The sequence below is a fragment of the Erythrobacter neustonensis genome (assembly GCF_001663175.1).
Classification (GTDB): domain Bacteria; phylum Pseudomonadota; class Alphaproteobacteria; order Sphingomonadales; family Sphingomonadaceae; genus Erythrobacter; species Erythrobacter neustonensis.
Map to the genome: position 1 here is coordinate 598,303 of NZ_CP016033.1, position 20,844 is coordinate 619,146.

General features: G+C 63.9%; 22 protein-coding genes and 1 pseudogene. 10 read left to right on the forward strand and 13 right to left on the reverse strand.

Annotated features, from left to right (window positions below; all coding sequences use genetic code 11):
• Positions 1–92: 92 nt before the first annotated feature.
• Positions 93–1,301, reverse strand: coding sequence for a tyrosine-type recombinase/integrase (locus A9D12_RS02870; protein ID WP_068349612.1), 1,209 nt, complete (start codon positions 1,299–1,301; stop codon positions 93–95).
• A 785-nt stretch (positions 1,302–2,086) separates the two neighbouring features.
• On the opposite strand from A9D12_RS02870, the gene A9D12_RS02875 reads away from it, so the two are divergent.
• From A9D12_RS02875 to A9D12_RS02885, 3 genes are all read left to right on the forward strand, one after another.
• A complete protein-coding gene (locus A9D12_RS02875; RefSeq protein WP_197489863.1) occupies positions 2,087–2,362 on the forward strand; it encodes a hypothetical protein in 276 nt (91 codons plus the stop codon).
• A gap of 119 nt (positions 2,363–2,481) precedes the next feature.
• Positions 2,482–3,825: an O-antigen ligase family protein gene (locus A9D12_RS02880; protein WP_156522778.1), complete on the forward strand. Its 1,344-nt coding sequence runs from the start codon at positions 2,482–2,484 to the stop codon at positions 3,823–3,825.
• Entirely contained in the window at positions 3,822–4,583 is a 762-nt protein-coding gene (locus tag A9D12_RS02885) for a hypothetical protein (RefSeq protein WP_068349618.1), read from the forward strand. Before A9D12_RS02880 ends, A9D12_RS02885 begins: the two co-directional genes overlap by 4 nt.
• Before the next feature lie 6 nt (positions 4,584–4,589).
• Here A9D12_RS02885 and mmsB read toward each other — a convergent pair whose 3' ends face one another.
• The 5 genes from mmsB to A9D12_RS02910 all read right to left on the reverse strand — a co-directional run bounded on the left by mmsB (position 4,590) and on the right by A9D12_RS02910 (position 8,984).
• Entirely contained in the window at positions 4,590–5,456 is an 867-nt protein-coding gene (gene mmsB / locus A9D12_RS02890) for a 3-hydroxyisobutyrate dehydrogenase (RefSeq protein WP_068349620.1), read from the reverse strand.
• Between the two features lie 25 nt (positions 5,457–5,481).
• Positions 5,482–6,276: an enoyl-CoA hydratase-related protein gene (locus A9D12_RS02895; RefSeq protein ID WP_068353530.1), complete on the reverse strand. Its 795-nt coding sequence runs from the start codon at positions 6,274–6,276 to the stop codon at positions 5,482–5,484.
• Between the two features lie 109 nt (positions 6,277–6,385).
• Positions 6,386–7,447 (reverse strand): enoyl-CoA hydratase/isomerase family protein, encoded by a 1,062-nt coding sequence (locus A9D12_RS02900; protein ID WP_068349622.1) that lies wholly within the window; start codon positions 7,445–7,447, stop codon positions 6,386–6,388.
• On the reverse strand, positions 7,444–7,842 hold the full coding sequence (locus tag A9D12_RS02905; RefSeq protein ID WP_068349623.1) for a VOC family protein: 399 nt from the start codon (positions 7,840–7,842) through the stop codon (positions 7,444–7,446). The genes A9D12_RS02900 and A9D12_RS02905 overlap by 4 nt, the downstream gene beginning before the upstream one ends.
• Positions 7,839–8,984: an acyl-CoA dehydrogenase family protein gene (locus A9D12_RS02910; protein WP_068349625.1), complete on the reverse strand. Its 1,146-nt coding sequence runs from the start codon at positions 8,982–8,984 to the stop codon at positions 7,839–7,841. The genes A9D12_RS02905 and A9D12_RS02910 overlap by 4 nt, the downstream gene beginning before the upstream one ends.
• A 125-nt stretch (positions 8,985–9,109) precedes the next feature.
• Between A9D12_RS02910 and A9D12_RS02915 the strand changes: the two genes are divergently transcribed.
• The gene (locus tag A9D12_RS02915; protein WP_068349627.1) at positions 9,110–9,490 is read left to right on the forward strand and encodes a hypothetical protein; all 381 of its coding nucleotides are present in this window, start codon (positions 9,110–9,112) and stop codon (positions 9,488–9,490) included.
• Positions 9,491–9,524: 34 nt separating this feature from the next.
• Here the strand turns inward: A9D12_RS02915 and A9D12_RS02920 are convergent, their stop codons facing one another.
• The 5 genes and pseudogenes from A9D12_RS02920 to A9D12_RS02935 all read right to left on the reverse strand — a co-directional run bounded on the left by A9D12_RS02920 (position 9,525) and on the right by A9D12_RS02935 (position 14,369).
• Positions 9,525–9,908 carry a RidA family protein gene (locus A9D12_RS02920; protein ID WP_068349629.1) on the reverse strand — a complete coding sequence of 128 codons (384 nt, stop codon included), beginning with the start codon at positions 9,906–9,908 and terminating at the stop codon, positions 9,525–9,527.
• 2 nt (positions 9,909–9,910) lie between these two features.
• Positions 9,911–10,222 (reverse strand): I78 family peptidase inhibitor, encoded by a 312-nt coding sequence (locus A9D12_RS02925; RefSeq protein WP_068349632.1) that lies wholly within the window; start codon positions 10,220–10,222, stop codon positions 9,911–9,913.
• A gap of 87 nt (positions 10,223–10,309) precedes the next feature.
• The gene (locus A9D12_RS14945) at positions 10,310–11,287 is read right to left on the reverse strand and encodes an EAL domain-containing protein (protein WP_231889680.1); all 978 of its coding nucleotides are present in this window, start codon (positions 11,285–11,287) and stop codon (positions 10,310–10,312) included.
• Positions 11,288–11,821: 534 nt separating this feature from the next.
• Positions 11,822–12,670, reverse strand: a pseudogene (locus A9D12_RS15180) (CHASE2 domain-containing protein); the annotation flags it as partial.
• An 82-nt stretch (positions 12,671–12,752) separates the two neighbouring features.
• Positions 12,753–14,369, reverse strand: a complete 1,617-nt coding sequence (locus tag A9D12_RS02935; protein ID WP_068349637.1) for a FecR domain-containing protein — start codon at positions 14,367–14,369, stop codon at positions 12,753–12,755.
• A gap of 165 nt (positions 14,370–14,534) precedes the next feature.
• Between A9D12_RS02935 and A9D12_RS02940 the strand changes: the two genes are divergently transcribed.
• Complete coding sequence (locus A9D12_RS02940; RefSeq protein ID WP_068349639.1) at positions 14,535–16,148, forward strand: ShlB/FhaC/HecB family hemolysin secretion/activation protein; 1,614 nt, start codon at positions 14,535–14,537, stop codon at positions 16,146–16,148.
• Between the two features lie 19 nt (positions 16,149–16,167).
• Here A9D12_RS02940 and pyk read toward each other — a convergent pair whose 3' ends face one another.
• Positions 16,168–17,643, reverse strand: a complete 1,476-nt coding sequence (gene pyk / locus A9D12_RS02945) for a pyruvate kinase (protein WP_068349641.1) — start codon at positions 17,641–17,643, stop codon at positions 16,168–16,170.
• A gap of 65 nt (positions 17,644–17,708) precedes the next feature.
• Between pyk and A9D12_RS02950 the strand changes: the two genes are divergently transcribed.
• The 3 genes from A9D12_RS02950 to A9D12_RS02960 all read left to right on the forward strand — a co-directional run bounded on the left by A9D12_RS02950 (position 17,709) and on the right by A9D12_RS02960 (position 18,763).
• Positions 17,709–18,020: a DUF1244 domain-containing protein gene (locus A9D12_RS02950; protein ID WP_068349643.1), complete on the forward strand. Its 312-nt coding sequence runs from the start codon at positions 17,709–17,711 to the stop codon at positions 18,018–18,020.
• Between the two features lie 80 nt (positions 18,021–18,100).
• On the forward strand, positions 18,101–18,337 hold the full coding sequence (locus tag A9D12_RS02955; protein ID WP_068349644.1) for a DUF2312 domain-containing protein: 237 nt from the start codon (positions 18,101–18,103) through the stop codon (positions 18,335–18,337).
• Between the two features lie 108 nt (positions 18,338–18,445).
• Entirely contained in the window at positions 18,446–18,763 is a 318-nt protein-coding gene (locus tag A9D12_RS02960; RefSeq protein ID WP_068353533.1) for a heavy metal-binding domain-containing protein, read from the forward strand.
• Here the strand turns inward: A9D12_RS02960 and A9D12_RS02965 are convergent.
• Positions 18,760–19,503 carry a CPBP family glutamic-type intramembrane protease gene (locus A9D12_RS02965; RefSeq protein WP_156522779.1) on the reverse strand — a complete coding sequence of 248 codons (744 nt, stop codon included), beginning with the start codon at positions 19,501–19,503 and terminating at the stop codon, positions 18,760–18,762. The two genes, A9D12_RS02960 and A9D12_RS02965, sit on opposite strands and share 4 nt — an antisense overlap.
• Positions 19,504–19,532: 29 nt before the next feature.
• On the opposite strand from A9D12_RS02965, the gene A9D12_RS02970 reads away from it, so the two are divergent.
• Together A9D12_RS02970 and ruvC are read left to right on the forward strand one after the other, a co-directional pair.
• On the forward strand, positions 19,533–20,276 hold the full coding sequence (locus A9D12_RS02970; RefSeq protein ID WP_068349649.1) for a YebC/PmpR family DNA-binding transcriptional regulator: 744 nt from the start codon (positions 19,533–19,535) through the stop codon (positions 20,274–20,276).
• A gap of 90 nt (positions 20,277–20,366) precedes the next feature.
• On the forward strand, positions 20,367–20,840 hold the full coding sequence (ruvC, locus tag A9D12_RS02975; protein WP_068349650.1) for a crossover junction endodeoxyribonuclease RuvC: 474 nt from the start codon (positions 20,367–20,369) through the stop codon (positions 20,838–20,840).
• Positions 20,841–20,844: the final 4 nt, after the last annotated feature.

The following is a 20,844-nucleotide window of genomic DNA, read 5'->3' on the forward strand; positions in this document are numbered from 1 at the left end:
TGGCCTAAACAGTGCCGTTCCGCTACCCAACTGCCCGTCATTTCCGCAGTGTGCCAACATCGCTCCGATATACCGTTCACACATGAGGCAATTTATGTGGCTCGCCGCCTTTTGCCAGCGCGCAGCTCATCAAGGTAGTCGCTCCACCACTGTGCCATGCGAACGCGCTCGTCCCAATGCTTGCCGCGGTGACCGATTCCGCGGACGACATTGCTGTCGCCATGTGCGAGCGCCCGTTCGATCGCATCAGGGTTCCACAGGCCCGATTCGTTGAGGAAGGTGGAGGCGGTGGCCCTAAGGCCATGCGCGGTCAGCTCATCCTTGGAATAGCCCATGCGCCGGAAGGCAGCATTGAGCGTGTTCTCGCTCATCGGGCGCTTGCCGCTGCGGGCCGACGGGAAGACATAGCCTTCGGTACCCAGCATGGTGGCAAGATCGGTCAGGTAGCCTACCACCTGCTTGGAGAGCGGCACTGCGTGCGGCCTGCGCGCTTTCATCTTGCCAGCGGGGATCTTCCAGACCCCGTCTTCAAGATCGATCTCGTGCCACTCGGCATGGCGCAGCTCGCCTGGCCGCACGAAGACATGCGGCGCGATCTGGAGGGCGTATTTGGTGACCAGGTGGCCGGTGTAGTCATCGATGGCGCGCAAGAGGCCGCCGAGCTCCTTGGGCTCGAGGATCGCAGCATAGTGCTGCGCGCGCGGCGTCACGAGCGCGCCCTTCAGCATGGCGGTGGGATCGGATTTGCAGCGGGTGGTAGCAACGCCGTAGCGAAACACGCGCCCGGCGAACGAGCGGCACTTCTTCGCGGTCTCGTGCTTGCCGGTTGCCTCGAGGCGCTTGAGGGGCGCCAGAACTTCGAACGGCTCTATCTCATGGATCGGACGATTGCCGATGGCGGGCGTGAGCTGCTCGAGGAAGAAGTTCGCTTTGACGAGCGTTGCCTGAGCAAGCCCGTTCTTGACCATCATCTGTTCGATGTACTCCCGCGCCACTGCCTCGAAGGTCTGGGCCGAGAGAAGTTCGTTGCGGATCTTCCTCTTGCGCTTTTCCAGCGCGGGGTCACCGCCTGACGCGACAGTATGTCTCGCCTCGTAGGCGGCATCGCGCGCCTCCTTTAGGCTGATTTCGGGGTAGGGGCCGATCGACAGCTTTTTCTCGGTCTTGCCGATCCGGTAGCGGAATCGCCACAGCTTGCCGCCTGACGGGGTGACCTCGATGTAGAGACCGCGCTGATCGGCGACCTTGTAGGGCTTGTCTTTGCTCTTGAGCGTGCGAAGCTTGGTTTCGGTCAGAGGCATGTGGGCCTTCTCCCAATGTGGTTTTCGCATGAGCCCGCAAAAGGCCCGCAAAACCGTTCGGAAAGCCCGGGATTTGCTGGGACGATCCGAGACCATCCAAGGGCCAATTCCCTTGGATTTCTGCGGCTTTTATACATTTTTCGGGATGTTCTGAAAAGAACAAATGGTGAACAATGCCGGTCGTACGGATTACCGTCCTTGCGGTAACTAAACCCAAAGGCTACTTCCGATTTCACACACCAACACAGGTAGATCTTTAATCGCAAATTTAAGTCGCAAAGTTATAAAATCCACATTCTATGTTGAGCAAGTTTAAAACCAAATTATTTTATAATTTGCGAAAGCGAAATACTATAATATTATGGATATATAACAAAATTTGATCTTTTGAAGGTTATGCGGCAAGGCATGAGATATTTTTTGATATCCAGCTTTTTGACTTGATGATTAATGAATTCTGTTTTGATGGAGTGCCGTGTGTCAGTCTCAATATGCTGGATCGTTCGTGAGTACGAGCCTGTGACAACCCAGCGGCGGTGCGGTCTGGGTATATCCTCGAAGACTCTGACCAACACCGTAGCAATCATAATTTCTGCTGGAGGAACAATTTATCCTTGCTGAGGTTAGGCTGCCCGGACCTGCAGGATCATCGCTTTGATCATGCCAGCTCACATCGTCAGGGAATGCCAGTACGTCCGGCTCATATCACCTTGCAAAGCCTTGTGCATTGCGATAGAGACTGGCGCGAATAGAAATTTGAAAAGGGCTCCAACATGTTCAAGACCATGACTCGCACGCTTGCCGCTACCGCTGCGCTTGGCCTCGTTTCGGCGCCGATCATCGCTCACGCAAACACCCGTGCCGGCGATGCCGGTTTCGCGACCTCGGTTTCGGCACCTGGTCTGGGCCGCTCGGCTGCCGGCGAAGGTCAGGACGAAGAAGGCGGCGCGAACTTCATCCTCGTTGCCGGTGCAGTCGGCCTCATCGTCGTGGGCGGCCTCATCGCAGCTGGCGTGATCGGTGACGACGACAGTGACTGCGCTTCGCCTGGTGCATGCTAAGCTGAGCATATTGCTCGTTTTTGCGATTTGACATAGAGGCGCCCGGTACACCGTACCGGGCGTCTTTGTTTTTGTGCTGCCTTGCTTTCGTAAGACCACGCCCAACCGCGAGACTATCTGTGAACCGAAACGCGGCCAGCCGTTCGACACTTTTCATGCTGGGTGGGGTGCTGCTGGTCGCCTTCGTTTTCGGCGGCGGCGGGATCGGAGCACCGCGCGGCAACCTGCTGGTTCAGCTTGCTGCGATCCTGCTGCTTTCCGCACGCATGGACAACGTCGCGCAATTCTGGCGCGAATCGCCGCTCATTCTGCGCGGGTTGATCATTGCCAGTCTTGCCCTCCCCCTGTTTCAGATCATTCCGCTGCCGCCATCGGCGTGGGCTAACCTGCCGTCGGCCGGGCTGGTCGCCGATTCGCTGACTGCGGCTGGAGCGGCGAACCGCTGGATGCCCGCCAGCGTCGATCCCGTGCGCACCATGCTGGCGCTATCGGCGCTGATCACCCCCGCCACGGTGCTCTGGGTGGGCTGGAGCCTGCCGCGCGAACGGCTGATCGACTGCGGCTGGGGCGTTGTCGCGCTCGGGCTGTTGACCGTGCTGATCGGTTTGCTCCAGGTGACGAGTTCTTCCGAAGCGCTCACCCCGCATGGGTCGCGCGCGCCGGGCGACCTGCTGCTAGGGCTGTTTGCCAACCGCAATTCGACCGCGCTGTTTCTGGGCTTTACCCTGAGCCTTGCCGCGTTGCTTCCCTCACCCATACGGCACCCGGCTGTCGGCCTCATAAGAGCTGCGGTATGCGTGCTTCTGATGATTGCAGTGGTATTGACGCAGTCGCGCACCGGACAGGTGCTCGCCCTCATACCCTTGACCCTCGGCCTCATAAGGGGACTAACCGCTTTACTTCCACAACGCCAAGGCAGTTCAGGCTCGCGCTCTATGCTCATCGCACTGGCAGCTGGGGCAATTGTGCTCGGCGGTGTCGGCGTTCTGGTCGCAGCAGCTCCGGGACGTGTGGCCGCTGCGCTCGAACGGTTCGAGGCCAAGGACGATCCGCGCCGCTTCATCTGGGACGACGCGGTATTCAGCGCAGAACGCTATTGGCCGGTTGGTGCAGGCATGGGGACATACGACGATGTCTCGCTGGTCGACGAATCGCTCGAAAACCTCACCAAGCGCCGCGCCGGTCGTGCGCATAACGATTATATCGAACTTGCGATCGAAGCCGGGGCGTTCGGATTGGCGCTCGCCTTCGGGTGGATCGTGCTGGTAGGATGGTTGAGCTGGAAGGCGCGTCACAGCAGCATGCGCTGGGCGGCATGGAGCGGCGGCGTTTTCCTGTTCGCGGTCGCGCTGCAATCGATCACCGACTATCCGCTCCGTAACCAGACGATGCTTGCCTTCGCCGCCTTTGCACTGTTGCTGCTGATACGAACCGCATCAAGTCGCCGGGAGACTGCAGCATGACCGCGCGACGGACCGTGCAGATCGTATGGATCGCCGCGCTCGCCGCGCTGGCCATTCTGACGATCCTGCTCCAGCTGGATTACATGGCGCGCCGCAGTCCGGCACTTGCGCCGGCCGTGCCGCAGTTCCTGCGCAGTCAGGCGCAGGTGCCGATCACGAAGTCGGCCTTGAAGGCGAATGACACCGCGCGCGCACTCGCAGAAGCCAGACTGCTGGTGCAGCGACGTCCCTTGCCTGCCGAAAACCTGTCGCTCCTCGCCATCGCTCAGGCGAAAGCCGATCAGGCACCCGCCGCAGCGCGCACGATCCAGCTTGCCGGACAGCGCGGCTGGCGCGAACCCCTGGCGCAGGAAGCCGTGCTGCGCCTTGCACTGGAAGTGGGCAATCAGCCCGAAGCCGCACGGCGTTATGCCGCGCTGTTCCTGCGCGAATCGACCCCCGACCCCCTGCTCGAGGAACTTGGCCGCTCGGTGCTTGGTGGCTCGGGCAAGGTGGGGCGCGATACGCTGACCGAGATCGTGGTCGGCGGGGAGCGGTGGCATACGATTTTCCTGCGGCGCGGCCCCAAGGTGATGCCGCCCGCCGCCTTTGCCGCAATCGCGGCAGAAAGCCTGCGCCGAGGCAGCGCCTTCGATTGCGGTGCGCTTGCACAGAGCATCAAGCTGCTTACGCAACGTGACGCCGGTGCCGATGCCGGTGCTGCGCTGGCGAGTGCCGCAGCCGCGCGGTGCCCAAAACTCAACCGCGCAGCCAGCTAGCCCGCGTTACATCGTGCGGATGATGCCGGAAAAATCGCTTCCCGCGTGATCTTCGGCATAGGCCTCGTAGATCGCGCGCGCATGGTCGCCGAGGGCAACCTTGGCACCGGCGGTGTTTGCGGCGTCGATCGCCAGTTTCAGATCCTTGAGCATCAGGCCTGCAGCAAACCCGCCCTGATAGCCGTTGTCCGCCGGGGTGACGGGGCCGACGCCCGGGACCGGGCAATAGGATGTCATCGACCAGTTCTGGCCCGATGAGACGCTGGAGATGTCATAGAACGTCTGCGGATCGAGCCCCAGCTTCTGCGCCATGGCAAAGGCCTCGCAGGTGCCGATCATGTGGATCGCGAGCAGCATGTTGTTGCAGATCTTGGCCGCCTGCCCGTTGCCCGGCTGCCCGGCGTGGATCACCGCCTTGCCCATCGCCTGCAAGATCGGCTCCGCGCGGGTGAAGGCTTCATCGCTGCCACCGACCATGAAGGTGAGTGTGCCGCCATTGGCCGCCGCGATCCCGCCCGACACCGGAGCATCGACCATCTGATAGCCGTGCTGTTCGGTCACTTCGATTACTTCGCGCGCGGTGGCGACATCGATCGTCGAGCAGTCGAGCAGGATCGCGCCCTCGGGGGCGTGCCCGATCACGTCACCAATGTAGACCTGCCGCACGATAGCCCCATTGGGCAGCATCGAGACAACCGCCTCGGCACCCTGGCACGCCTCTCTGGCAGTCGCAAAGGTAGCGCAGCCTGCCCCGTGCGCCGCGGCTAGCGCCGCCTCGGAGAGGTCGAAGGCGCGGACCTCGTGGCCGGCTTTCACAAGGTTGGCGGCCATCCCGCCGCCCATGTTGCCGAGGCCGATAAAGGCGATTCTCATGTCACTCTCCCCTACGCGGCAGGCCTCAGCGACCCTTCCACTGGCCTTCGCGCTTTTCGATGAAGGCGGCCATGCCCTCGGCCTTGTCTTCGCTCGCGGTCAGGATCTGGAAGATCCGCCGTTCGACGATCAGCCCCTGATCGAGCGTCATTTCGAAGGCCGAATTCACCATCTCCTTGTTGGCGATGGTTGCCATCGGCGGCATCGCGGCAATGGTGGCGGCGGTCTTGAGCGTCTCGGCAATCAGGTCGTCATGCGGCACCACGCGGGCGACCAGATTGCTGCGCTCGGCGTCTTCGGCGCCCATCATCCGGCCGGTGAGGCACATCTCCATCGACTTCGACTTGCCGATCGCGCGGGTCAACCGCTGGCTGCCGCCCATGCCCGGCGCCACGCCAAGCTTGATCTCGGGCTGGCCGAATTTCGCCTTGTCGGATGCGATGATGAAATCCGCCATCATCGCCAGCTCGCACCCGCCGCCCAAGGCAAAGCCGTTCACCGCGGCGATCCACGGCTTGCGGGTCTTGCGCACGATCTCGCTGGTCCAGAGGGCGAAGAAATCGTCGAGATAGAACTCCGCCGATGCCTTCTCGCTCATTTCCTTGATGTCCGCGCCAGCCGCAAAGGCCTTGTCGCCGCTCCCGGTCAGCACTGCGCAAAGCTGGGTGCTGTCGGCCTGATAGGCGGCAAAGGCAGCGATCAGATCGGCCAGCACCTGCGAGTTCAGCGCGTTCAGCGCCTGCGGACGGTTGATCGTCAGGAGCGTGACGCCCCTGGTGCCGCGCGCGTCGGTTTCGACGGTGATTGTTTCGTAGGTCATCAGGTTCTCCATGCCTCGTCATTGCCATTATGCCGGCGCAGCGACCATCCGGGCGCCATGTGGCGCATGTCGCAGACGATTGCGTTGCTGCGCTGGCAATGACGATTGTTCAATTTGCGAGCGGCTTCCACTCTTCACCCGCCGGCAGCGGCGCGAAGATCGCGTCGATCAGGTCGCGCGTGACCTCTTCGGGCGTGGCCGGGTTCCATTTGGGGTCGCCGGTCTTGTCGACGATCACCGCGCGCACGCCTTCGGCGAAATCGGGGCGGGTCAGCACGCGGCTGGCGATGCGGTATTCCATCGCCATGTTGTCCGCGAAGTCGCTCAACTGCGCACTCTCGGCGAGCTGGCGCAGGGCGACCTTGCAGGTCTGCGGGCTCTTGGTGCCCAGCGTGTTGCGCTCGGTCGCGGCCCAGGTGTCGCCGGCGTCCGCGGCAGCATCGAGACTGGCGAGAATGTCCTCGTATTCGTCCGAACCGAAATGCTTGGCGATCTTGTCGGCGTTGGCTTCGATCCGGGCCTTGGGCGGCGTGCCGACCGGCTCGCTCAGCACGCCCGCGATCCGGTCAGGGTGGTCGTGGATGCGCGCCTTCAACCCTTCGAGCATTTCATGCGGGACATAATGGGTCGCAAGCCCGGTCCACAGGCACTCAGACCCGTCGAGCCGCGCGCCGGTAAGCGCGAGGAACTGGCCCAACCGCTGACCGAGCCGCGACAGATACCAGCCGCCGCCGACATCGGGAAACAGGCCGATCCCGGTTTCGGGCATCGCCAACCGGGTGTTCTCGGTCGCGACACGGTATTTCGCGGGCATGCTGATACCCACGCCGCCGCCCATCGTGATCCCGTCCATGAAGGCGACGATCGGCTTTCCATAGGTGAACATCTGGTGGTTCAACTGGTATTCGTCGTGGAAGAACTTGCGGCCCGAAACCCCGCCGTCGTTCAGCGCCGAATCGCGAAGAAAGGCGATGTCGCCGCCGGCGCAGAAGCCGCGCCCCTCGGCATGATCGAGGATCACCGCCTTGATGCTGTCATCATCCGCCCACTCGCTCAGCGCCGCGCTCATCGCGTGGCACATCGGCAGGGTCAGCGCGTGCAGCGCCTTGGGGCGATTGAGGCTGATATGGCCGATCGGGCCATTCGCGCGGATCAGAACGTCGTCAGTCATTGCCCCGTTTCTTTCGGTTCGATCAGGTCCCAGCGATTGCCGAAAGGATCGCTGAACACTGCTACCGTGCCGTAGCCTTCATGCCGCGGCTCTTCATGAAATTTCGCCCCTGCTTCGACGAGCCGTGCATGGGCGCCTGTGAAATCGTCGGTGTGCGCGAAAAACGCCACGCGCCCGCCGGTCTGGTTGCCGATCGCTGAGCTTTGCGCGTCGCTTGCCGCCTTGGCAAGCAGCAGCCGCCCGCCGCCCCTGCCGCCGACCACGACCCAGCGCTTGCCGCCGCCCATGTCGCTGTCCTCGATCAGGTCGAAGCCGAGCCCGTCCACGCAAAAGGCGATGCCCGCATCGTAATCGGGCACCACCAGCGTCGTCAGCGCAAGGCGTGTCGCGGTCACTGGCGCAGCAGATCCCGGCCCACGATCATGCGCATCACCTGATTGGTGCCCTCGAGGATCGAGTGGACGCGCAGGTCGCGCCAGAAGCGTTCGATGGGATAGTCTTTCAGATAGCCATAGCCGCCGAAGAGTTGCAGCGCGTCGTTGACGATCTTCGAGCCGCTGTCGGTCGCCAGCCGCTTGGCCATCGCCGAGAAGCGCGACTTGTCGGGCGCGTTGTCGGTCACCTTGGCCGCCGCGAGATAAAGCAGCGCGCGCGCCGCTTCCAGATCGGTCGCCATGTCGGCGAGCATGAACTGGGTGTTCTGGAAATCGGCGACCGGCTGATCGAACTGCTTGCGATCCTTGGTGTAGGCGATCGCCTCGTCCAGACACCGCTGCGCCCCGCCCAGCGAGCAGGCGCCGATGTTCAGTCGTCCGCCATCCAACCCCATCATCGCAAAGCGGAAGCCCTCGCCCTCGTCGCCGACGCGGTTGGCCACCGGCACGCGCGCGTCCTCGAAGATCACCTGCGCGGTGGGCGAGGCGTTCCAGCCCAGCTTCTTCTCCGGCGCGCCGAAGCTGACGCCGGGGGTGTCCTTGTCGATGACGAGACAGGTCACGCCCTTGGTCTTGTGATCGCTGGTGCGCACCATCGTGACATAGATATCGTTGACCCCGCCGCCCGAAATGAACTGCTTGGTGCCATTGAGGACGTAATGGTCGCCATCGAGCCGCGCGGTGGTCTTCAATGCCGCCGCATCCGACCCGCTGCCGGGCTCGGTCAGGGCGTAGCTTGCGATCTTTTCCATCGTGACGAGATCGGGGAGATACTTGGCCTTGACCTCTGCGCTGCCGAAGCTGTCGATCATCCACGCGGCCATGTTGTGGATCGAGATGAAGGCGCTGGTCGAAGGGCAGCCATAGGCCATCGCCTCCATGATCAGCGCCGCTTCCAGCCGCCCGAGGCCGATCCCGCCCGATGCTTCGGAGACATAGATCGCCCCGAAGCCGAGCTGGGCGCTTTCCTTGATCACGTCGCGCGGGAAGATGTGCTTCTCGTCCCACTCGGCCGCGAAGGGCGTGATACGGTCGGCGGTGAACCGCTGCGCCATTTCCTGAATCGCAAGCTGGTCTTCGGTGATTTGAAATTGTCCGGTCATGGCGCGTGCTCTAGCCGCCTTGCCCGCGCCAGAAAAGGGCAGCGCGGGCACGTGGCGGGCAGAAAATTGCTAGGCGCGCGATGGGGCATGCATCCAGCGCAGGCAAATCGGCCGTATCTGCCCGCATGATCGCCCCGCGCCCGACACTCATCCTGGTCTACAACGCCAGGGGCGGATTGCTGAACGGGTTGCGCGATGCGGTGCACAAGCTGCTGTCGCCGGCGACCTATCCGTGTTCGCTGTGCGCGCTCACCTATTCCGCAGTCAGCATGCGCGGCGCGTGGCGGCAATTTCTCGATTCCCTCGGAATGCCGGTGATGTTCCTGTACCGCGACGAATTCGAACGCGACCTCGACCGCAGCGGTGTCGGGCTCCCCGCCATTCTGCTCGGTGGCGACGGGCCGGAGCCTCATGTGCTGCTGAGCGGTGATGCGCTGCGAAGCCTGCCCGACCTGCCGGCGCTGATCGCCGCGACACGGGAACGACTTGCGGCTGCCACGCCGTAACGCCCGGCATATTGTTCAATCGCGCACTGCCGCCTCAATCGCCGATTACGGCTTCGGCTTCGATCTCGACACGCCATTCGGGGCGGCACAGCCACGCGGTTCCTGCCATCGTCGCCGCGGGGCGCGCCGCACCGAAAAAGCGCGCATGAACAGCACCGACCGCATCCTGATCCGCCGGATCGGTCAGCAGCATCCGGGTGCGGACAACATCCAAGGGCGATCCGCCAAGTTCGGTGATCGCCGCGCAGATGATGGTGCAGCACCGCTCCGCCTGCGCCGCCGCATCGCCGGGCGTGGTGGAGCCATCGGGCTCGACCGGGCCGGTGCCGGCAACCACGATCCGGTTGCCGATGCGCACCGCCCGGGCAAACCCGAAGGCCGCTTCGAACGGCGAACCGGACGAGGCGTGGCGGCGCATTTCTAGCCGCAGGTGACAGCGGTGATCTTCATCGCGCTGTCATAGCGCACGTTCACCCGGTCTTCGCGGTAATCCATCGTCCACGCGCTTTCAGGCGGGCCCCAGCGCAGGGTGCGCGCGCCGCTGTCCTTGAGGATCGCGGTGCCCATGGCCTGGGTCGCATCGTGGCCGATGTGGTTCTGCACGGCTGCCGCATTGCACACCATCGGCGTGCCGGCCGCAGGGGTCGCCGGGTCGGTCGCGGCGCTATCGCCCATCGTGGCACACCCTGCCAATGCTGCCGCGACCAGGCTTGCAGATACCATGTGCTTCATCGGCGTCCTCTCGCGCATACGTGCCGCGGTGCGGCATCTCAAGCCAAGCGTATCAGCAGGATGCGTGCATGAAAAGCGCGGCAGCGATCAGGCGGCGCTAACTAACGGAGGCGGCTGTGACGCGGGCAATGTCGCTGCGGCCAGTGCTGCCAGATCGTTTGCGGCTAGAGGACGCCCGACGAAATAGCCTTGCGCGTGATCGCAGCCTATTTCTGTGAGGAAGTCGAGACAGGCGGCCTCCTCGATGCCCTCGGCCACCACCTTGAGCCCGAGTTCGTGGGCCAGCTGCACTGTCGATCGCACCAGCATGGCATCGCCCCTGTCGGTATGCACCTGGGCCACGAACATCCGGTCGATTTTCAACTCGGACAGGGGTAGCAGCTTGAGGTAGTTGAGCGCCGATTGCCCGGTGCCATAATCGTCCATTGAAATCCGGATGCCCGCTGCACGAAAGCGTTCAAGCATGGCGATCGCTTCGGCAGTATCCTCGAAATGCGCGCTCTCGGTGACTTCAAAGGTGACTTGCTCAGCCGGAAGCCCCGAATGGGCGATCCTTGCCAATGCGCGGGTTTCGAAGTTTTCAGACGTCAATACGGCAGCCGAAATGTTTACCGCGATTGCGATGTGCAAGCCGTCCGAGTGCCAGCGCTTCGCATCGTCCATCGCCTGCTCCAGAACCGCAAGGGTTAACTCGTCCAGGCGCCCGCGCTCTTCGAACAGGGGAATGAAGCAATCCGGGGGGAGCAACCCGCGCTTGGGGTGGTTCCAGCGCACCAATGCTTCGACGGAGTCGATCCGGCGCGTCACCAGATTGAGTTTGGGCTGATAGAGGACGGCGATATTGCCGCTGCGCAGCGCCTCGTCCAGTTCGCTCAGCAGATCCAGTTCAAGGTTGATCGCGGCGCCGGCCTCCTGAGTATGCAGCCGCCACAGCTTGCCTGCGCGCTTGGCCGAAGCGGCGGCATGCGCAGCATGGCTATCAGGGTCGGCAATGGTGCAATCGGCGACCCCGAACGTTAGCGAAACGCCTAGACGCCGGCCCGCAATATCGAACGGACTGCGCATCACTGCGCGCAGGCCTGCAAGATGAGCCTGGAGCTCGTCGATCGGCAGCGCAGAAAACCAAACAAGGGTGCGGTCCTCGCTGCGATAGACTACCCCGCTGCCTCCGCCTGCGACCTGCAAACGCTCAGCCGTCCGCCGGAGGAGGTCGCCAAGACCGACATGATCGATCGCCAATTTGAGCGCGTCGAAATCGTCGATCTGTGCAGCGACGACATAGCGATCACTGGCGACCGCGGCGCGGGCCTTGAAAGCGAGCCGGTTGGGCAGGCCGCTTTCGGGGTCGCGCTGGCGGGCCTGAGCGGCGAAACGCCGTGTGAGGACAATGTATCGGACCGCACCTGCCCCCATTACCATGGCAAGCGCAGGGGTGATCTCCGTCCAGATCGCAAGTCCGATCCGGGCCGCAATCCAGCCCGAAACCAGCACTACTGCGGCGGCAAGGGTGCGAATGAGGACTGCGCGCCGTCGCCGTGCGCCAAGCAGGCCATAAGAAAGCAACGCTGCGACCAAAAGCGGTATTGCCCAGGTTCCGGTCACGGGGCGCGCGCCAAGCAGAGTCTCTGCTGCCAGCGCATGGATGATCACCCCCGGGATCACCCCGAAACGCGGCACCGCATAGCGATCGCCCAATTCGACCGCGGTTGCGCCAATGATAACATCCTTGCCGCGCAGCAGCGCAGGATCGAACAAACCCTTCTCGATCGCGATAAAGCTGTGGCGCGCAAGCGTGGCCGGATCGACTGCAAAATTGATCGTCAGACTTTCCCCGGCAGAGCCAGCCTCGCCTGCGATCAAGGCCGAAATCGATGGCCGGGCGACGGCATCGGTTATCGTGCCCAGCGGCATCGTACGGACATAACCATCAGGTCCCGGGGCAACCGAAACCGATGCAAGCTGCGCATGTTCTCGCAACTCCGGGATCGGCAGCGAATCGAGCTTTCGTCCATCACCGAAATCCGCCGCCTGGCCGAATGTCGGCAACACGATAGCAGCATTTGCATCCGCAATCGCCTGAGCAAAGGCCCTGTCGCCCGCAGGATTACCGTTGCTGGAAAAATCGACATCGAAACTGATCGAACGCACACCGGCCGCATCAAGTTGACGCAGGGCAGCAGCATAGTGTTCACGCTGCCAAGGCCAGCTGCGAATGGCAGCCATGCTGGCAGCGTCCATCTCGACCACATGCACCTGTCCGCTCGCAGCGCGGTTGAAAACCGTAAAAGCGAGATCGTGGATCCGGTTTTCAGCGCCCCGCATAAAGCCGGAAAGCGCTGCCATCGCAACCGTCACGCCCAGCAGCGCGATCACCAGACATTTGATCCGCCAATTGTCGAAAGATCCGCTGGCCGCGGCCCTCGGCAGAAGTAAGGGCGCAGCGGTCATGTTGTGCCCTTTTCCTTGAAATGCCCAATCGGGGCTGCGCGGCCGGAATTATCGCGCTGAAACCGGAACCCGATATGCTGCATCAGCCGCGCCCGCCACGTCCGCGCCCGTTGCCACGCTCATCTGCGTCCTTGCCGTCCTTGTCGCCCTTGTCGTCTTTGCCGTCGTCGCTGTCGTTGTCGCCATCTTCACCGCGATCATCACCGTCGCGGCCCTTACCATCGTCATCTTTGTCATCGTCACCGCGGCTGTCGTCGCTGTCGTCATTGTCCTTGCCGCCGGCGTCATCATCACGATCATCGTCGTCACCGCCGTCATCGCCTTGGCCTTCATCGCCTTGGTCGTCACCACCGTTGTCATCGCTGCCTTCGTTCCCGCGATCGTTGTCGTCCCCGCCATCGCCCGCGCCCGGATCATCCGGCCCGGCATTCCCGCCTGAGCCGGAATCGCCGTTACCGTTATTGCCACCGCTGCCGCCTTCCGGTGCCCCGTTGCCGTTGCCGTTGCCGTTGCCGTTGCCGGTGCCGTCTTCTGGAGCCCCGTTACTGCTACCGTTACCGTTACCGCTACCGCTACCGTTGCCGTTGCCGTTGCCGTTGCCGTTGTCCGGCCCCGGTACGCAGATCGCACCCGCACAGACCACGCCATCGCCTGCGCTGGGGTTGCCTTCTCCGCCAGGGCCGGATGCTCCGCCGCCATGGCCAGTGCCGCCACCGACACTACCACCGCCGGCGCCGGACCCTGAGCCTGCGCCGGCGCCCGATCCATTGCCGTTTGCCGGAGTACCGCCATTGGCAGGTTGGCCTGGTCCGTCTCCTGTTGGCGGTCCGCCGCGGCCGGGCGTTTCAGGAATGATCGCCGCTGCAATGACAGCCACTTCGCCCGAAACAAACCCTTGCGACATTTCGCCCAGATCCTGCGGCGCACTCACGATTGCATGATCAATGCGCGCCTGCTCGCGCTCGGTACTGTTTGTGGACGCCCCATTCGAAGCCTCGGGCGCGGAGGATGCAGGACCGCCCGGCGATACCGGCGCATCGGCCGATGGGGCCGGCGTGGCGGATGCCGCAGGAGCGGTGTTGCCTGAAGTGTTCGCGGCGCGTGCCGGCGAATCGATCACCCGTTGCCCCTGCCCTTCGATCACCATGCGCAGCGGATCACCAGCGGCGATCATTGCCACCGCGCCGGGCCGGATCAGTTCGCGCGCCCCGCCATCGAGCGTCGCGGTTTCGACCGCCCCTTCGGTCACCTGAAGGCTTGCACCCTGCTCGCTGACCGTAATGACAAAGGTCGTGCCCTTCACCACCGCAGCAAGATAGGGCGTGTCGACTCCGAAATGCGGATTGGCCTGCTTTCCGATTCTGAACAGCGCACTGCCATAATCCTGAATGATCTGGACGATTCCACGCTCGCGCGCAGTCGGGGCGATTCGCAGCTGCGCGTTGTGCCGCATCGTGACGAATTCGCGTCCGCGCACCAGAACCGCAGAAGACCCCGCACCGGTGCGAACCATCGTGCCAGCCGCCAGCACCGCGCCTGGCTTGGCGGGCCGCGTCCCGGACGCATCCGCCAACGTCACCGTCCCTCGCGCCTCGCTGACACTCCAGCCTGAGGCTTGAGCCAGTGCGGGCGTACTCCCCAGGATGAGCGCCAGAAACGCCAAAAGCACGCGGGGCATGATGCGGTTGAGATTCGTCATGCCTAGCAATCTATACCTAGAGTTGCAGCAATCGCATTGAAACTCGTGGTTAAGAAAGTCCTATTGGATAACTAGTTAACCTTTGCGAGTTACTTCTTCGTCTGATTTAACGGAAAGGACTGCAACATCATCCCGCGGGCGGTTACGATCGGAGCGATAGCTACCATGCTGCTGGCGGCGTATCCGCTGGTGGCACAGGATGCCTTCGACCGGACCAATCCGGCAACGCAGGCAAACCGTGAAGAAGAGATTCTGCCTTTGCCCGTCCCGGTGCGGATCGAAGTGCTGCCGGTACTGGATACGCCGCAGACGATCGATACCGAAAGCGCCATGGATGTCGGCGCGATCGTGATCGATGGATTGGCCGTGATGCGGCAGTCCGACTTTGCGCAGGCGGTCGAACCCTTCGCCGGGCGGCCATTGCGCCGAAGCGACCTTGCCGGCCTTGCCGATGCAGTCGCCGCGCGGGCCCGCACGCAGGGCTATATGCTCGCCACCGCATGGATCCCCGAACAGACACTTGTCGGCGGATTGTTGAGAGTGCGGATCGACGAGGGGCGGATCGATCGCGTGCGGGTTGAAGGCGCAACCGATTCCGCGATCCGCCGCCAGCTTGAAAGCGTGGCGAACGGGCGCCCGGTAACGCTGGCGCAATTGCAGCGCGCCGTCCTGCTTGCCGATGACCTGCCCGGTGTCCGGATCCGCCGCACACGCTTCGAACAAGACGGTGACGCCCGTATTCTGGTGGTTGACGCGGGGCGCGATCACATCAGCGGGACCGCGCTGGTTGCGAGCGACGGTACAAAGCCGATCGGACCGGTGCGTGCTCGGATCGAATTCGACGCCAACGGGCTGATCTCCGGCGGGGACCGGATCGACCTCAGCTTTTCGGCGACGCCGCTGGACCCGCAGGAACTGGTCTTCTTCAACGCACGCTACACGGTGATCATCAACGATGCGGGCACCGCTGTCGGCGCATTCGGCAGTTACTCAAGAACCGAACCGGGCGCATATCTGGCCAACCGCAAATTGGTAGGCGAGGCATGGCAGGGCGGGATCCGTCTGCGTCACCCGCTTCTGCGCGCGCAGAAGCGCAGCCTCTGGCTGGAGGGGAGTGCAGAACTTCAGGACCTGCAGCAGGACAGTCTTGGCATCCACGTACGCGCTGATCGTATCGCGCTCGCCCGGCTTGGCTTTTACGGTTACGGCCCGCTCGCCGGCGGCAACCTGCAGGGCCGCGCAACGGTCAGTCAGGGACTGCCTGTGCTCGGCGCAACCGGTAACAGCGACCCCATGGCGTCGCGCTGGAATACGCGGACCAATTTCACGACATTGTCGTGGTGGTTCAACTGGCGAGCCGGGATCATGCCCCGGGTGAGCCTTTCGCTTGCCGCGACCGGGCAGCTGTCGAACGCCCCGCTGCTGATCGGTGAAAGTTTTGCGCTGGGCGGCGGTCAGTTTCTGCGCGGTTATGATTTCGCGCAGGTCGTCGGCGATCAAGGTGCAGCAGGCCTTGCCGAACTGCGGTACGATTGGCCCCGCGCGCGGGGAGCCTCGCGGCGTTTGCAGCTTTATGCCTTTGCCGATGGGGGCGCCGTATCCGACCTCGGCGCAGGAACCAGTGCAAGCTCACTTGCTTCAAGCGGTGCCGGCTTCCGCGCCGACTTCACCCGCGACCTTGAATTGGACTTCGAAGTGGCGGTGCCGCTTACCGAAGACCGCTACGATACAGGCGACAAGTCCCCGCGCCTGAACCTCAGGGTCACCCAATCGCTGTAAGCTAAGGTCAGCCGCCCGATCAGTCGCCGGTGTGCTTGTCCAACTCGTCGCCGGTCACGCTGACCACGTGGAGCAGATTGGTCGCACCCGGCGTTCCGAACGGCACGCCCGCAAGCACGATCAGCTTGGCCCCCGCGGCTGCAACCTTGTGCCGCAGCGCCATGCGCTTGCCCTTGGCGATCATCTCTTCGAAGCTGCCGATATCCTTTGTCACGACCGCGTGCGCGCCCCACAGCAGGCCCATCCGCCGCGCGGTGCGGGGCGACGGGGTCAGAACCAGCACCGGGGTCGCAGGCCGTTCGCGCGCCACGCGCCGCGCGGTCGATCCGCTGGCGGTGAACACGGTGATCGCGCTGATCGGCACGGTGTCCGCGATCGTCATGCAGGCATGCGCCAGCGCATCGGAGGTGGTCGCATCGGGCGGCGTTTCGAGGAAGCGGACGCGCGCCTTGTAACCCTCGTCGCGTTCCACCTGCACCGCGATCCGATCCATCATCGCGACCGATTCCTCGGGCCATGCACCCGCCGCGCTTTCGGCCGAAAGCATCACCGCGTCCGCCCCGTCATAGACTGCATTGGCCACGTCGGAGACTTCGGCACGCGTCGGCGTCGGCGCCTCGATCATCGATTCGAGCATCTGCGTCGCCACGATCACCGGCTTGCCCGCGCGGCGCGCCATGTTGACGATCTTCTTCTGCAGCGGCGGGACCTCGAAAGGCTCGAGCTCCACGCCAAGATCGCCCCGCGCGACCATGATCCCGTCGGCCATCTCGATGATCGAGTCCAGCCGGTCGACCGCCTTGGGCTTTTCGATCTTGGCGCAGATCGCGGTGCCATGCGTGCCGATCAGCTTGCGCGCTTCGGCGATATCCTCGGGCCGCTGGACGAAGGAGAGCGCGATCCAGTCCGCGCCCTGCTCGGTCGCAAAGGCAAGATCGCGGCGGTCCTTTTCGGTGAGCGCGGGGATCGGCACTTCGGCATCGGGCACGTTCACGCCCTTGCGGTCCGAAATCACCCCGCCAACCTCGGCGCTGCACAGGATGCGATTGTCGTCGGCTTCGAGCACCTTCAGCCGGATCTTGCCGTCGTTGATCAGCAGGCGCTGACCGCGCTCCATGATCCCGAACAATTCGGGATGCGGCAGATGGACGCGGTTGTGATCGCCGGGGGTTGGATCGCGGTCGAGGACGAAGTGCCCCGAATGGCGGATCACCGCCTGCCCTTCGGCAAAGGTGCCGACGCGCAGTTTGGGGCCTTGCAGGTCGGCAAGGATCGCGATGGGGCGCGCGAACTGCTTTTCCAGCGCGCGGATCGCGGCGACCACGGGTTCGTGATCGGCATGGCTGCCGTGGCTCATATTGAGGCGGAAGGCATCCGCCCCGGCGCGCACCAGCTTTTCGAGCATTTCGGGCGAACGGCTCGCCGGGCCGATGGTGGCGAGAATCTTGACCTTGCGGCCGCGCGGGTCGATCCGTGACTGATCGCGTCGTGACATGTCTGGCTATCCCTGGTTGGGTTCGCCTATGACACAGCCGATTTTCAACTCAAGGGAAAGCCGCGATGAATAGCAATGCCGATCCGCTCGATACGCTGGACGACGCTCAGGCCGCTGCCGCCTTCCGCCGCCTGGTGCGCCACCTGCGCCATCGCCACGATGCGCAGAACATCGACCTGATGGGTCTGGCGGGCTTCTGCCGCAACTGCCTTGCCGACTGGATCCGCGATGCGGGCTACGACGGCGACAAGGACGCCGCGCGCGAAATGATCCACGGGATGCCGGCGGCCGAATGGAAGGCCACCCGCCAATCGCCCGCCACGCCCGAACAATTGGCGCGGATGGAGGCAAGCGTGGCCAAGAACGCACAGGAATAATTCGCAAGGGCGGTTCACCCCCGCCGCCGGGATGGCTATCGCGCCCGCCAACCGATTCTCATATCAACCGGAGTTTCCCCATGGCCGAATCCGCCGACGACCGCCTGCGCCTGCTGATCGAGCGCATCGAGCGCCTTGAAGAAGAAAAGAAGGGCATCGCCGACGATATCCGCGATGTCTATCTGGAAGCCAAGGCGGTCGGCTACGACCCCAAGATCATGCGCCAGATCGTCCGCCTGCGGAAGATGAAGCCCGACGATCGCAGCGAACAGGACATGCTGCTCGAAACCTACAAGAACGCGCTCGGCATGGCGTGATCGCTTCCGGCGGGGTGCCATTGAATTGCCGCTACGCTGTGTTATCTTCGTAAGACAGTTTGCAAGGAGAGACGGACAATGGCTTCCCCCTGGAAAGACGCGCGCGGCGTGATCGTCACCACCACCCCCACGCTCGAAGGCAGGCCCATTCAGGACTACCTCGGGATCGTCACGGGCGAAGTGATCGTCGGCGCGAACCTGTTCCGCGACCTGTTCGCCAATATCCGCGACATCGTGGGCGGGCGCTCGGGCAGTTACGAGCGCATCCTTGCCGATGCGCGCAATCAGGCGATCGAGGAATTGCAGGCCGAAGCGGCCGCGCGCGGCGGCAATGCCGTGGTCGGGGTCGATCTCGATTACGAGGTTATCGGCGATCGCGGCTCGATGCTGATGGTCTCGGCCAGCGGCACCGCAGTTCGGGTCTAACCGCCCGCCAGCACAAACAGCGCATTGTACCCGGCATGGTAGGCGATCGCACTCGCCAGACCCAGCCGGGTGCGCAGATAGGCGAGGATCATCCCGCCCAGCACCTGCGGCGCCACCACCACCAATCCGGCTGCACTTTCCAGCGCGCGGAAATTGCCTAGGTGAATGAGGCCGAAGAGGATCGCCGATCCCCATACTATGACCGCGAAACGGGCGGCGAACCAGCGCGGAACGGCGGTGTCGCGGCGGCGCGTGACGCCCCACCACACCAACCCTGTTGCCGCCGTCGCCGCGCCCGCCAGACCCAGCGCGCGGGCGTGTTCGGGCCACCACTGCCCCGCCAGCAACAAGGCCAGCGCTCCAAACCCGAAGGCGGCAAACCGCAAGGCTGCGGCGCGGCCCGTCAACCAGCCGCGAAACAGCAGTTCTTCGAGCAGCGGCGCGATCACCAGAAAGGCGAGCGGGCTGGCGGCAAGGCTATCGGCAGGAATATCCGCCGCGGGCAGCACCCCTGACGCGCGCGCTGCCAGCCACAGCGGGCCGACGACAAGGGCGAGACATCCTGCATGCACAAGCATCGCTGCAAGAACCACGATGGCCGCCGCGCCCCGCGACAGCACGCGGCGCCCGGTATAGCCCGGCCACAGCACGAACCGCGCCGCCTCGGCCATTCGCCCGCGCAGCCCCGTCGCACGCCCGCTTGCATCGGCTGCGTCTGACGGAGTAAGGGCCGCGCTCACACTTCCAACATTCTCGGTGACATCGTCCAATGGCAGGCCATTCCAAGTTCAAGAACATCATGCACCGCAAGGGCGCGCAGGACAAGAAACGCGCCGCGCAGTTCTCCAAGCTGAGCCGCGAAATCACCGTGGCTGCCAAGATGGGCATGCCCGATCCCGACATGAACCCGCGCCTGCGGCTCGCGGTCAACGCCGCCAAGGCGCAGTCGATGCCCAAGGACAACATCCAGCGCGCGATCGACAAGGCCGCGCAGGCCGGCGGCGAGGATTACAGCGAAATGCGCTACGAAGGCTACGGCCCGGGCGGCGTGGCGCTGATCGTCGAGGCGCTGACCGACAACCGCAACCGCACCGCAACCAACGTGCGCACCGCTTTCAGCAAGAACGGTGGCAACTTGGGCTCGGAAGGTTCGGTGTCGCACGGCTTCGAACGCCGCGGGCTGATCGAATATTTGGCAAGCGTCGGCGACGAGGAAAAGGTGCTCGAAGCCGCGATCGAAGCGGGCGCGGATGATGTCGAAAGCTCGGAAGACGGCCACACGATCTGGACCGCCGCCGAAGCCCTGCACGGCGTGGCCGGCGAACTGGAGAAGGTGCTTGGCCCGGCGGACAATGTGAAGCTGGCATGGAAGCCCGTGCTGACCGTCGAAGCCGACGAAGCCACCGCCGCCACCTTGATGAAGCTGATCGACACGCTCGAAGACGATGACGATGTCCAGACCGTGTGGGGCAATTACGAAATCTCGGACGAGGTGATGGAGAAGCTGGGCTGAGACGCGGGGAGTGGCTGCTCGCGATCGCGCTTGGCGGCGCATTTTTGCTGGCAGCCGCTTGGCGGATCGGCCTCGCATTCGGGTTGTAGGGTGCTGATCCTCGGCCTGGATCCTTCATTGTCCTCGACCGGGTGGGGTGTGATCCGCAGCGAAGGCGCGCGGATCAGCCACATTGCCAACGGCCAGATCAAGACCGATGCGGGCGCGCCGATGGCCGCGCGGCTTGCCGCGATCCAGTCCGGCATTGCCGCGGTGATCGCCGAACACCGCCCGGCGCGCGCCGCGGCGGAGGAAATCTTCGTCAACAAGAACCCGCAATCGACGCTCAAGCTGGCGCAGGCGCGCGGCTGTGTGCTGGCGGCTTGCGGCGCGGCGGGGATCGCGGTCAACGAACACGCCGCGCGGCTGGTGAAGAAAGCGGTCACCGGCACGGGGGCTGCGGAAAAGCAGCAGGTCGCCGCGATGATCAAGGTGTTGCTCCCCGGCGTCGCGGTGGCCGGGAGCGACGCGGCCGATGCCCTCGCCGTCGCGATTGCCGACGCGCATCTGGCCCCCAAATTCTGATCGG